Origin of the sequence: Paeniglutamicibacter sp. (genome assembly GCF_046714615.1) — a bacterium.
Taxonomy (GTDB): domain Bacteria; phylum Actinomycetota; class Actinomycetes; order Actinomycetales; family Micrococcaceae; genus Paeniglutamicibacter.
This window is the reverse complement of the sequence record NZ_JBKKAP010000118.1, coordinates 26,499-38,327: the sequence shown is the minus strand read 5'-3', so window position 1 is coordinate 38,327 and position 11,829 is coordinate 26,499. Positions and strand designations below refer to the sequence as shown.

The window sequence follows — 11,829 nt, the reverse complement described above, 5'->3', positions numbered from 1 at the left end:
TCGGGCAAGGAACGCTCGCACCAAGGCGTCAATTTATTGTGTGGAAAATACACATGCGCCCTTGCGAGTCATGGAGGTTAATTCAGTGTCGAAGACTTCGTCAGGCACCCTCTACCGCGGCCATGAAGGCATGTGGTCTTGGGTGGGGCACCGCGTAACAGGTGTCGTTATATTCTTATTCCTTTTGGTACACGTGCTCGATACGTCGCTGGTCCGGGTCTCCCCCGGAGCCTATGACGCCGTCATGTCCACCTACAAGAACCCGCTGATGGCACTGGGCGAAACCGCTCTGGTCGCCGCCATCGTCTTCCACGCGTTCAACGGCTTGCGCCTGATCCTGGTCGACTTCTGGAAGTCGGGAACCAAGTACCACCGCCAGATGCTCTGGGGCGTTTTGGCCCTGTGGGTCATCACCATGGTGGCATTCTCCATCCGCCACCTGTCCATCGCCTTTGGAGGTCACTAACCCATGTCGGCAGATATCGCTGCACCCCGCAGCCAACGCATCGATCCGAAGTACAACCGGGCACGCAAGTCGCGCGGCAGCTTCGAAATGGTCGCATGGCTCTTCATGCGTCTCTCCGGCGTCGCCCTGGTCGTCCTGATCTTCGGGCACCTTTTTGCCAACCTCATGGTCGGCGACGGCATCTCCGGCATCGACTTCGGCTTCGTGGCCGGCAAGTGGGCCGACCCGGTCTGGCAGTTCTGGGACCTGGCCATGCTCTGGCTGGCAATGCTGCACGGCACCAACGGCGTGCGCACCATCATCAATGACTACGCCGAGAAGCCTGCCACCCGCGTGTGGCTCAAGGGCATCCTCTACGTCGCGACCATTGTCATCGTCGTCCTGGGCACCCTGGTGATCTTCACCTTCGATCCTTGCATCGCCGGTAACTCCATCCCGGCTTGCCAGTAATCTTCGGCTCCCCGTTCGTTCGCTGAAGCAGAGAATTCAAGAAAAGAGAGCATCAGGTATGCAGGTACACAAGTACGACGTCGTGATCGTCGGAGCAGGCGGCGCAGGCATGCGCGCGGCCATTGAATCCGGCCAGCGCGCACGTACGGCCGTTCTCACCAAGCTTTACCCAACCCGCTCGCACACCGGTGCGGCGCAGGGTGGCATGTGTGCGGCCTTGGCCAACGTAGAAGAAGACAACTGGGAATGGCACACCTTTGACACCGTCAAGGGCGGGGACTACCTGGTTGACCAGGACGCGGCCGAGATCATGGCGAAGGAAGCCATCGACGCGGTGCTCGACCTGGAAAAAATGGGTCTCCCGTTCAACCGAACCCCCGAGGGCAAGATCGACCAGCGCCGCTTCGGCGGCCACACCCGCGACCACGGCAAAGCCGCCGTACGCCGCGCGTGCTACGCAGCGGACCGCACCGGTCACATGATCCTGCAGACGCTGTACCAAAACTGCGTCAAGCACAACGTTGAGTTCTACAACGAGTACTACGTCCTGGACATGCTCATGGTTGAGGAGGATGCCTTCCGCGAGGACGGCACCGCCTACAAGCAGAAGCGCGTTGCCGGCGTCGTTTCCTACGACCTGGCCACCGGCGAACTTCACGTTTTCCAGGCCAAGTCCGTCATCTTCGCAACCGGCGGCGCCGGCAAGGTCTTCAAGACCACCTCCAACGCCCACACCCTCACCGGTGACGGCATGGGCATTGCCTTCCGCAAGGGCATCCCGCTGGAAGACATGGAATTCGTGCAGTTCCACCCGACCGGCCTGGCCGGCCTGGGCATCCTGCTCTCCGAGGCAGCACGTGGCGAAGGTGCCATCCTGCGTAACTCGGAAGGCGAGCGCTTCATGGAGCGCTACGCCCCGACCATCAAGGACCTCGCACCGCGTGACATCGTCGCCCGGTCGATGGCCAACGAGGTGCGCGAGGGCCGCGGCTGTGGCCCGAACAAGGACTACGTCCTGCTCGACCTGACCCACTTGGAGCCGGCTCACATCGATGCCAAGCTCCCGGACATCACCGAGTTCGCCCGCACCTACCTGGGTGTCGAGCCGTACACCGAGCCGGTGCCGGTCTTCCCGACCGCGCACTACGTCATGGGCGGCATCCCGACCAACATCGACGCCGAGGTCCTCCAGGACAACGACACCGTCATCCCGGGCCTCTACGCCGCCGGCGAGGTTGCCTGCGTTTCGGTTCACGGCTCCAACCGCCTGGGCACCAACTCGCTGCTGGACATCAACGTGTTCGGAAAGCGCGCCGGCATCTCGGCCGCCAAGTACGCACTGGGTGCCGAGTTCGTTGAACTTCCCGAGGATCCGGAGAAGTTCACCACGGACCAGATCGATGCCATGATCAACTCCACCGGAACCGAGCGCGTTGCAGTACTGCGCAAGGAACTGCAGGACATCATGGATGCCAACGTCCAGGTGTTCCGCGACAAGGACTCGCTGGATCGTGCACTGGTGGTCATTGAGGAACTGCGCGGGCGCTACAAGAACGTGTCGGTCCAGGACAAGGGCAAGCGCTTCAACCTTGACCTGCTTGAGGCCATCGAGCTTGGCTTCCTGCTGGACATGGCCGAGGTCATGACCGCAGCCGCAATGCACCGCAAGGAATCCCGCGGCGGTCACTACCGCGAGGACTTCCCGAACCGCGACGACGAGAACTTCATGAAGCACTCGATGTCGTACCGCGACGCAGCGGCCACCACCGAGGGCATCTCCGGTATCCGCATGGAAACCAAGCCCGTTATCTTCACCCGTTACCAGCCGATGGAGCGTAAGTACTAATGAGCACGGAACTTCCGGAACCAGCATCGAAGATTGAGCTGAAGCCAGGTGTTGGCGGCGGCGGAGAAATCCCGCAGTTCAACATCACCTTGCGCGTCCGCCGGTACCTGCCGGAGACCACCGCAGACGCGTACTGGGAAGACTTTGAGCTGACCATGTACGGCACCGACCGTGTGCTGGACGCCCTGCACAAGGTCAAGTGGGATCACGACGGTTCGCTGTCCTTCCGCCGCTCCTGCGCCCACGGCGTCTGCGGCTCCGATGCCATGCGCATCAACGGCCGCAACCGCCTGGCCTGCAAGACCCTGCTCAAGGACCTGGACCACTCCAAGCCGATCACCGTTGAAGCCATCAAGGGCCTGCCCCTTGAAAAGGACCTGATCGTCGACATGGAACCGTTCTTCCAGTCCTTCCGCGAGGTCATGCCGTTCCTCATCAACAAGGGCCACGAGCCCTCGGCGGAGCGCTACCAGTCGGCAGAGGACCACGCCAAGTTCGAGGACACCACCAAGTGCATCCTCTGCGCCGCGTGCACCTCTTCCTGCCCGGTGTTCTGGACCGACGGCCAGTACTTCGGCCCGGCGGCGATCGTCAACGCACACCGCTTCATCTTCGACTCGCGCGACGATGCAGGCGACATGCGTTTGGAGATCCTGAATGACAAGGAAGGCGTGTGGCGCTGCCGCACGACCTTCAACTGCACCGAAGCATGCCCGCGTGGCATCCAGGTGACCCAGGCAATCGCCGAGGTCAAGCAGGCCATCCTGGCTCGCTCCATCTAGTTTCCAGCTAGACCCTGGTGTGGTCCGGTTTTCCCTTGGGGGAAGCCGGACCACACTGCGTTAATCGGCATCTGAGTTCGCTGAAGCCGGGCCACTATTCTGTGTTCGGCCGCTGATTCATGATCGAACTCGTCCGACCTCCCGCCGCTGCCAGCGAGCACATAATCCCACCAGAAATCCTCGACCAACGACGAAGTCATCGAGTTCGCAACCCAAACCGGACGCAGGGGTGCCTCGCGTAGGCAGGGCAGTGTCCTGAACGAGCGGCCAGCATCCCTGCGACATAGGTCAAATCCGTCCCTAGGGCTTGCCGATAAATAAGCGTGTCAATCATGCTTTTGGCGTGGGATGATGGTGTAGGGCCATTTCCGCTGAAACCGTTGAGTCGCTGCGCGCGAAGTTCGCCTCGATCCTGCCGCACCTCGATGAGCGGGCCAGGCGACTACTGCTGGCCGCCGAAGCCCGCTCGCTGGGCCACGGCGGCATTGCCGCAGTCGCCAGGGCCTCGGGTGCAGGCCGTTCCCGCATCCAGCTGGGCGTGGCCGAACTGGAAGCCGGCGAAGAGCCCCTGGGCCGTATCCGCCGTGCCGGCGCCGGCCGCAAGACCCTCATCGAGAAGGACCCCGGACTGGTCCCGGCACTGCTCGCCCTGGTGGAACCCACCCGCCGCGGCGACCCGGAATCCCCCTTGTCCTGGACCACCCTGTCCACCGCGAAGCTCGCCACCGAACTGACCGAACAGGGACACCCGACGGCCTCGGACACCGTAGCGAAACTGCTCACCGACAACGGCTTCAGCCTGCAGTCAAACGCCAAGACCCTTGAGGGCGGGCAGCAACCGGACCGGGATGCGCAATTCGCCTACCTCAACGCCCGGGCCGCCGACCACCTTGAGGACAACCAACCCGTCATTTCCGTGGACACCAAGAAAAAGGAACTGGTCGGGGACTACAAGAACAAGGGCGCCGAATGGCGGCCCGCCGGCGACCCGGAACAGGTCAAGGTCCACGACTTCATCGACAAGGAAAAAGGCAAGGCCAACCCCTACGGCGTCTACGACGTGGGCACCAACACCGGATGGGTCTCGGTGGGCACCGACCACGACACCGCGGCCTTCGCCGTGAACACCATCCGCTCCTGGTGGAACACCACCGGGAACACCACCCACCCGTGCGCCAGCCGCCTGCTGATCACCGCCGACGGCGGCGGATCCAACGGCTACCGGACCCGGCTCTGGAAGACCGAACTCGCCGCCCTGGCCGCCGAAACCGGCCTGGACATCACCGTCTGCCACCTGCCCCCGGGCACCAGCAAATGGAACAAAATCGAGCACAGGCTCTTCTCCCACATCTCCATGAACTGGCTCGGCCGGCCCCTGACCAGCCACGAAGTCATCGTCAATTCCATCGCCGCGACCACCACCACAACAGGCCTCACCGTCCAGGCGAAACTGGGCACCAGCGAGTATCCCACCGGCGTGAAGATACTCGATGCGGAAATGGCCTCACTGGAAGCCACCGGCACTCTCACCAGGCACGAATGGCACCCCGAATGGAACTACACGCTCAAAAAACGCGACACACCTGTGGCCTTGGGGTTTGATGGCGGTGTCTCGTTGACGCTAAAAGGTGGGGTCAGGCCGTTCCGATAACGAGTGTGCTGCGGGCGGCTTCGATGACGTCGTTGGTGATGACGTCGAGGTCATTGATCTTGAGGACGCGTTCGATTTGAGGAAAGAGACGTTCAAGGAGCCTGAAGTTGCCGCGAGTGATGCGCTCGACGGCAGCGAAAGCTTGGGCGTCGGTGAAATCGTCAAGATCGAGCGTTTTGCCAAGCTTCTTCCACTGACGAGTGAGGACGAATTGCAGTTCGTCGTGGCCGAGAGTGCGGTATTCGTGGGCGAAGCCGAGCCAGCTGTACAGCTGGGGGTAATGGCTGAACTGTTTCTCTATCCCCGGCATGCCGATGAGGATGAACGCGACATTGGTGCGGTCGTATCGGTCTCGCATCAGTTCGAGGCAATTCGCGCTCAAGCGTTCTGACTCGTCGATGATCACGAGTTCGACGAAGGGTCTCCACGGTATTCGGCCGGAGTGGTCGACGGTCTGTCCGTGACCGCGGAGGTGCTCCGAGACGAAATCTGATCTCACCGCCCCCGAAGTCACTCGACAGATGGCGACGGCGGACAGGGCAGGATCGATGTAGCAAATACGAACGATTTCGAGACATGACGGTTGTTGCGCATGCCGCCCCATCACCGGGCTAAATGTCGGGCGGGGCAAACGCGGCACCCAAGCGTGCCGTACGCGATGAAAGCCGCGACGACACGGGAGCGCCCGCTGGACGTCCGGTTTGCGGTCGATTAGATACCCCGCACCGCTCCGAAGAACTCGCGTGCCGTCGCCAACTGGGCGAGCGCCATCACGCCGGCCACCGCGACGTAGATCAGCCCGATTGTGTCGATGCCGTAGGCAATCGTGACCGCGGTCGCCAGCACCACGAGCCAGATCGAGGCCCACGCCCAGCGCTGTCTGGCGCGGTAAGCGAAGAACAGCACCAGCAGGGCGAACGCGTTGACGACCGCGTAGGCGATGAACATCCGGCCCTCATCTGCTGAGGTGGCCACCAAAAAGATCGCGACCACGTGATTGAGCAGCATCCCAGTGTTGAGCACGATCAGCACGATCCAGCCGGCCTTTTCCAGTCCAGTTTTCATGCCGCGATTATAGGCGCCCCGAGTTCTAGACGGAAGCGCAACACCTCGTAAGTTGTGGATATTGAGATCACACCGAGAGGGGTTGCGCTTCCTTTGACCGCAGATTACCGACATCTGATGATTGATGACCGGATCGAGATTCAGATACTTTACGAGCAGGGCACCAGCAAGGCGCAGATCGCCCGCAGGATCGGGGTGCACCGGGCCACGATCGCCGAACGGGACTTGTCAGTACGCCGATGTTGCAAACCGCCCGGCAAGGGTTCCGCTTACGGGCGGCAATGCCGCCATCCTGCGACGAAAGAACACCGCCACTCGTCAGCAAAAGCCACACGACACACCCGCTAAATAACCGGCGAGCCCTTAGTCCGACCCGCGGACATTGCGAGAGAGATATTTTCCTGCCCAATCACGGTGATCGGACGGACTCAAATGAATGACTCACATCGCCAGTCCCAGGGCCTTGCCCCCCGCCATCAATAGCGATGGCACGCATACGCCCCAGCACTCCGAGGTCGAAGGCGTTCCTGTTCCGGTTCTCACCGTGGGCGCTGAAAGCCGCTCCATGGTCGCGCACCCTGTGGATGTCGGGGCTTCGAGGCGGGAATTCAATGACGTTTGCAATGACCGATGCATAACTCCAAATATCGGCCTACCTGGACGCGCTGGGCTGCCGGGCACCGCATGACAAGCTGGCTTTCGTCGTCGCTGTTGACTTGACTTACCAAATCGGCAGACGGTTCTTCCATCTACAACGTGTGGCGGTTCTTTCCGTCGGAGATTGCGGCCATGGTTGGAGAGGCCAGGAAGTCACGCAGTTCATTGCCGGAGGGCGGGTTCGCTCCGGGTCGGCGTACAGTGATCGCGGCAGCAGCCGAGGCCATCCTGCCCACATTTTCCAGGACGTCTGGCGTCCAGCCATAGATGTCCTTCGTCAAGAGGCCCAGGATGAACGCGGCCATGTACGAGTCGCCGGCCCCGATGGTGTCCGCGACAACGGATGGCACGCCGGGAACGCTGATTTGGTATTCGGGCGTTTTCAGCAGGGAGCCCCCGGCTCCCTGCGTAACCACAACGAGCTTGGTGCCTAGGCCCAGGAGGTGCCGCGTCGTTGTTTCGATCGCTTGACGGGGATAAAGCCAGTCGGCATCTTCATCGCTGAGTTTTACGACATCCGTCAGTGGTACGAGATCCTCGAAGATGGCCAAGGCTTCTTGATGGCTGCCAAGTAGCTCGGGACGGATGTTTGGATCGTAGGTGATGGTGGCGGCGGCTTTGCAGTCCTCGATCAGGCCCCTGACGCTGGCTGCCCCCGGAGCCAGGAAGCTGGCGATCGAACCGGTGTGCAGCACCTTGGGCTGATGGGTGAGTGTCACCGGGGCAAGCGGCCAGGTCACGTCAAACGAGTAGCTTGCCGATCCGTCCCTCCCCAGCGTTGCCTTCGCGGTGGAGGTGGCATCGATGCTCCGGGATTCGGAAACCGTCTCAACGCCGGCGCCATTAAGGTGAGCACGTATCGCGTCTCCACGGTCGTCCCGGCCGAGAGCGGTTAGAAAACCGGTGTCAATGCCCAATCGAGCGAGCCCGTATGCCACATTGGCCGGCGAGCCCCCGGGGTGCTCGGTTACACCGCCTGTGGAGACGACCATATCGATGAGAGCTTCGCCTACAACAATCACGTCAGGAGATCCGGGGAAGGCAACAGGTGTGTTCATTGGAGATACTTTCATTGGATGTGCGGTGCGCCGGCTTGGATTCGGTGCTGACTTGTTTCAGGCGGGAAGGATCGATCGACTGGATCCGCTGAGAACGGGGAGGGACACGATGGTTTTTTTGCCGAGAAGTCAGTCCGTCCGCAAGGATCACGGACGGCTGCAGGCAATCAAGGCGGATTAGTGGAGAACGCCAAACTTCTTGCTCGTCAGTCGGTTCATCAGCGAGGCCCCGATCAGCAGCAGTCCGAGCGCCAAGAGCTGGAATTGCGATCCTTCGTTGCCGGAGAACGCCAAGAGGATGCCGGCATTGAGCCACACCACGAGGAGCGCGGCCAACAAGATGCCGGAAACCCTGCCGATGCCACCGGTGATTGCAACTCCACCGAGCACCGCGATAGTGATAGCGGGCAGGGCCATTCCATTGCCGGAGACTCCGGCATCGGGACGCGCGGAAGCAAACTGGGCCACCGTGACGATGCCGACCAAGCCGGAGATCAATCCGGAAATCACGTAGGCGGTCATCCTGTTGGAACGGACATTCACGCCGGCCCAGGTTGCTGCTACGTCGTTGGTGCCGAGGGCGAACAGCCGACGACCAAAGGTGGTCCGGTTCATCAAGACCCAGACCAACGCTGCAGTAGGGATCAGGAAGGTGAAGATGCCCAGCGGGACGTTGGGCAGATTATGTCCAATGACAGGGATTTCCACGGACTGCGCTGCCGAGAAGAATTCCTGGATCTGGACCGTGCTGATGGGCTTTTGTCCGCTGCTGATCAGCGCCAGGGACTTAAAGGCGTAGAACGTCGCCAGCGTCGCAATCAGGGGCGGGAATCCCATGTAGGCGACCAGGAACCCATTCAGGGCCCCGCAGAGCGCTCCGGCGGCTGCCGTGATGAGCATGGCGGCCAGCAATCCCAGGTCCAGGATTCCGTAGGTGTAGCCGAACACGACGCCGGTCAGCGACACAATGGCCCCGACTGAAAGGTCGATTCCTCCGCGCCCGGAGAGGATCACCACGAGTTCGGCGAGCCCCAGCATGGCCAGCGGCACGGCACTGATCAGTGCGGCCGCGAGATAGTCCGCATCGTAAGATCCACTCAGGGCCCCGGCGCTGTTCATCGACGTCATGAAGGCCACCACCACAACGATCAGGACGACAAGCAGTGCGATACGCTGTGTCATCACGACTTTCACCGCCCTGTAGACCAGGCCCTCGTGGGGCCGATTCGTGGTCTCGGTCTTGTTCAGGGTTGTGCTCATGATTTCCTCCGGGAACGTTCGCGGATGATGTCGGTTCCGACTGCTGCGATGATGGCCACTCCGACGAAAAGGTCCGAGAGTTGGGATGGCCAACCTAGTTGGGTGACACCCGAGGTAACCGTCTGGACGAGGATCGCGCCCAGCAAGGTGCCCAGGACCGATCCCCTACCGCCCAGAATGGACGTGCCGCCGATGACGACGGCAGCGATGACCGCCAGTTCACGTCCGACCCCTACGGATTGGTCAAGTGTTGAGGTGCCCTGCGCGATGATGAAGCAGGCGGCAAGGCCGACGAGTGCGCCGGTGATCACGTAGGTCTTCAGGACCAGTGGCTGGACCTTGATTCCGGCCAGTCGTGCCGCGTTGGCATTGCCGCCAATGGCAAGCAGGTGCCTTCCGCTGGCTGCATGGCGCAGGTACCACCAAGCCACGGCGACGACTACGAGGGTGATGGCGAAGCTATGCGGAATACCCAACGTCCTGCCGGCTTCGCCACGACCGAAGATGTCGAATGTGCCGGGCACACCGTTGACCGTCGAGGAACCAAAGAAACGTAGTCCCACGAACTGGAAGAGATTCGCCGTTCCAAAGGTGATGATGATTGCGTGAATCTTGCCGTATGAAACCAGCCAGCCGTTGAGCAAGCCCAACAAGGAACCCACGGCTACGGAGAGCAGGACGGCAGGGATCAGCGGAATGCCTGTTGCCACCATGGCCTGGGCCGTGACAACGGCCGAGACCATGACCATTGCCCCGACCGATACGTCAATCCCCGCGGTGATGATGACAAAAGTCATTCCGACGCCCATCAAGGCGATGGGTGCGACAGCCACCAGCAACGGAAGAATCGAACCTGAAGTGAGGAACGCCGGGGTAAAGAGGCCCAGCGCCACCCACAAAACGGCGATGATGCCTATCAGGACGATTTCTTGTCCGGTCACCGGACGGGGCAGGAATTGCTTGACGGAGGGACTTGCGGCAGTTGCCGTGCCCGATGATTCTAGCTTGGTGCTCATGATACTTTCCTAATGTCTGCTGCCCCCGAAGCGGCTGCGAGAATGTCGACTTGGGTCGCTTCCGCGCCGAACTCAGCGACAATATTGCCTTCCCTGACGACCAACACGCTGTCGGAGATGCGCAGGACCTCGGACAGATCGGTGGTGACGACAAGCACCGCGGTGCCGGAGGCAGCCAATTGGCCGATCAGGCGATGGATCTCTTCCTTGGCACCGACATCCACGCCTTGGGTTGGTTCGGCGAGAATAAGCAGCTTCGGAGTGGAGAGCAGCTGCCGGGCAATGACGACCTTCTGGGCATTGCCCCCGGACATGGCACTGATGGGCTGGTTTTCGTTGGGGGTCTTCACGCCGAGCCGCTTGATCAGGTCCAAGACGATGTGGCGTTCGCGGCGCGTGTTCACCCAGCCCTTAAGCGGGCTAAGTTTTGCGAGGTCTCCGATGGAGATGTTGAAGCCAATGCTCAGGAACGAAAAAACGCCCTGGGCCGAGCGGTTGGCCGGCACGAGGGTAATGCCCCGTCGTCTGGCGTCTGCCGGCCCCTTGTTGACCATGGGTTTTCCCCGATAGATCATTTGTCCGCTGGAGGGGTGCTTCATTCCGTAGACCGTTTCGGCGATCTCGGCGACGCCGGATCCGAGCAGGCCATAGAGGCCCACGATCTCTCCGGGACGGATTTGTAGGTTGATGTCATTGAGCGTCTCACCGACGTTGACGTTGCGCAGCTCAAGGGTCGGATCGATGCCGTCGAAGGTCCGCAGTTCCTTCTCCTCCGTGGTGATTCCCCCAACCATGAGCTCGGCGATCCTTGTCACGCTGAGCTCCTCAATTGCATAGGTGTCCAGGGTTTGCCCGTCCCGCATGACCGTAACGGTGTCGGCGATTTCGAAGAGCTCGTCGAGCCGGTGCGAAATATAGATGACTGCCACACCGCCGGCGGTCAGCCTCCGCACGATCGAGAACAAGACCTGGATCTCTGCGTCGGTGAGAATGGCGGAGGGCTCATCCAAAATCAGGATGCTGGCGTCCCCGGCAACCGCTTTGGCGATGGACACCTGCTGTTGCTGTGCAATGGAGAGGTCTCCCACCGGGGCCGTTGCCAGTTTGTGCGGAAGCCCGATCATGTCCAGCAGTTCCTGGATCTGGGCTGCCTGCGCGGCCCAGTCGACACGGGGTCCCCGCTTGATTTCCCGGCCAACAAAGATATTCTCCGTGATGCTCAGGTCCGGGAAGAGCTGCGGTTCCTGGTAAACGGTTTGCACGCCGAGTGCGATGGCGTCCGACGTCGAGTTGACGGTGACAGACTTGCCGTCGAATTCAATGGTGCCGGTATCGGGCTGTTCCGCACCGGCGAGGATCTTGATAAGGGTTGACTTGCCGGCGCCGTTTTCGCCGACCAAGGCATGAACGGAACCTGGCTGGACGGTGAGGTCCGCATGGCGGATAGCGCGCACGCCTCCGTAATTCTTGGAGATGCCTCGCATGGCGATCCGGGGCATTGTCTTGTGTTCGCTCACTTGGTGCCGTCCTTGGTCGGGAGATAGTCGAGGGCGAGATTCCGTGCGGTGCTCATGAGCA

At 61.4% G+C, this 11,829-nt stretch carries 11 protein-coding genes and 1 pseudogene; 6 read left to right on the top strand and 6 right to left on the bottom strand.

Translation table 11 applies throughout. The features are described 5' to 3' along the window. Positions 1-70: 70 nt before the first annotated feature. The 5 genes and pseudogenes from sdhC to ACLQ7E_RS14180 all read left to right on the top strand — a co-directional run. Positions 71-466: a succinate dehydrogenase, cytochrome b556 subunit gene (gene sdhC / locus ACLQ7E_RS14200; protein WP_411733225.1), complete on the top strand. Its 396-nt coding sequence runs from the start codon at positions 71-73 to the stop codon at positions 464-466. A 3-nt stretch (positions 467-469) separates the two neighbouring features. Further along, positions 470-916, top strand: a complete 447-nt coding sequence (locus ACLQ7E_RS14195; RefSeq protein WP_411733224.1) for a succinate dehydrogenase hydrophobic membrane anchor subunit — start codon at positions 470-472, stop codon at positions 914-916. Positions 917-974: 58 nt separating this feature from the next. Further along, on the top strand, positions 975-2,762 hold the full coding sequence (gene sdhA, locus ACLQ7E_RS14190; RefSeq protein ID WP_411733223.1) for a succinate dehydrogenase flavoprotein subunit: 1,788 nt from the start codon (positions 975-977) through the stop codon (positions 2,760-2,762). Beyond that, positions 2,762-3,544: a succinate dehydrogenase iron-sulfur subunit gene (locus ACLQ7E_RS14185; protein WP_411733222.1), complete on the top strand. Its 783-nt coding sequence runs from the start codon at positions 2,762-2,764 to the stop codon at positions 3,542-3,544. The genes sdhA and ACLQ7E_RS14185 overlap by 1 nt, the downstream gene beginning before the upstream one ends. Before the next feature lie 364 nt (positions 3,545-3,908). Next, positions 3,909-5,114, top strand: a pseudogene (locus ACLQ7E_RS14180) (ISAzo13 family transposase); the annotation flags it as partial. A gap of 64 nt (positions 5,115-5,178) precedes the next feature. Here ACLQ7E_RS14180 and ACLQ7E_RS14175 read toward each other — a convergent pair. Both ACLQ7E_RS14175 and ACLQ7E_RS14170 read right to left on the bottom strand, forming a co-directional pair. Continuing rightward, entirely contained in the window at positions 5,179-5,799 is a 621-nt protein-coding gene (locus tag ACLQ7E_RS14175) for an AAA family ATPase (RefSeq protein ID WP_411733241.1), read from the bottom strand. Between the two features lie 107 nt (positions 5,800-5,906). Then, the gene (locus ACLQ7E_RS14170) at positions 5,907-6,260 is read right to left on the bottom strand and encodes a hypothetical protein (RefSeq protein ID WP_411733221.1); all 354 of its coding nucleotides are present in this window, start codon (positions 6,258-6,260) and stop codon (positions 5,907-5,909) included. Between the two features lie 117 nt (positions 6,261-6,377). On the opposite strand from ACLQ7E_RS14170, the gene ACLQ7E_RS14165 reads away from it, so the two are divergent. After that, on the top strand, positions 6,378-6,608 hold the full coding sequence (locus ACLQ7E_RS14165; RefSeq protein ID WP_411733240.1) for a helix-turn-helix domain-containing protein: 231 nt from the start codon (positions 6,378-6,380) through the stop codon (positions 6,606-6,608). Between the two features lie 401 nt (positions 6,609-7,009). On the opposite strand, the gene ACLQ7E_RS14160 is transcribed toward ACLQ7E_RS14165, so the two are convergent. The 4 genes from ACLQ7E_RS14160 to ACLQ7E_RS14145 all read right to left on the bottom strand — a co-directional run bounded on the left by ACLQ7E_RS14160 (position 7,010) and on the right by ACLQ7E_RS14145 (position 11,768). After that, positions 7,010-7,975: a carbohydrate kinase family protein gene (locus ACLQ7E_RS14160; protein WP_411733220.1), complete on the bottom strand. Its 966-nt coding sequence runs from the start codon at positions 7,973-7,975 to the stop codon at positions 7,010-7,012. A gap of 177 nt (positions 7,976-8,152) precedes the next feature. Continuing rightward, positions 8,153-9,235 carry an ABC transporter permease gene (locus ACLQ7E_RS14155; RefSeq protein WP_411733219.1) on the bottom strand — a complete coding sequence of 361 codons (1,083 nt, stop codon included), beginning with the start codon at positions 9,233-9,235 and terminating at the stop codon, positions 8,153-8,155. Beyond that, positions 9,232-10,251, bottom strand: coding sequence for an ABC transporter permease (locus ACLQ7E_RS14150; RefSeq protein WP_411733218.1), 1,020 nt, complete (start codon positions 10,249-10,251; stop codon positions 9,232-9,234). The genes ACLQ7E_RS14155 and ACLQ7E_RS14150 overlap by 4 nt, the downstream gene beginning before the upstream one ends. Beyond that, positions 10,248-11,768, bottom strand: coding sequence for a sugar ABC transporter ATP-binding protein (locus ACLQ7E_RS14145; protein ID WP_411733217.1), 1,521 nt, complete (start codon positions 11,766-11,768; stop codon positions 10,248-10,250). The genes ACLQ7E_RS14150 and ACLQ7E_RS14145 overlap by 4 nt, the downstream gene beginning before the upstream one ends. Positions 11,769-11,829 lie beyond the last annotated feature (61 nt).

Coding starts and splice junctions, on each gene's coding strand:
- sdhC (WP_411733225.1), top strand. CDS start 71: ATGGAGGTTAATTCAGTGTCGAAGACTTCGTCAGGCACCCTCTACCGC.
- ACLQ7E_RS14195 (WP_411733224.1), top strand. CDS start 470: ATGTCGGCAGATATCGCTGCACCCCGCAGCCAACGCATCGATCCGAAG.
- sdhA (WP_411733223.1), top strand. CDS start 975: ATGCAGGTACACAAGTACGACGTCGTGATCGTCGGAGCAGGCGGCGCA.
- ACLQ7E_RS14185 (WP_411733222.1), top strand. CDS start 2,762: ATGAGCACGGAACTTCCGGAACCAGCATCGAAGATTGAGCTGAAGCCA.
- ACLQ7E_RS14175 (WP_411733241.1), bottom strand. CDS start 5,799: ATGGGGCGGCATGCGCAACAACCGTCATGTCTCGAAATCGTTCGTATT.
- ACLQ7E_RS14170 (WP_411733221.1), bottom strand. CDS start 6,260: ATGAAAACTGGACTGGAAAAGGCCGGCTGGATCGTGCTGATCGTGCTC.
- ACLQ7E_RS14165 (WP_411733240.1), top strand. CDS start 6,378: ATGATTGATGACCGGATCGAGATTCAGATACTTTACGAGCAGGGCACC.
- ACLQ7E_RS14160 (WP_411733220.1), bottom strand. CDS start 7,975: ATGAACACACCTGTTGCCTTCCCCGGATCTCCTGACGTGATTGTTGTA.
- ACLQ7E_RS14155 (WP_411733219.1), bottom strand. CDS start 9,235: ATGAGCACAACCCTGAACAAGACCGAGACCACGAATCGGCCCCACGAG.
- ACLQ7E_RS14150 (WP_411733218.1), bottom strand. CDS start 10,251: ATGAGCACCAAGCTAGAATCATCGGGCACGGCAACTGCCGCAAGTCCC.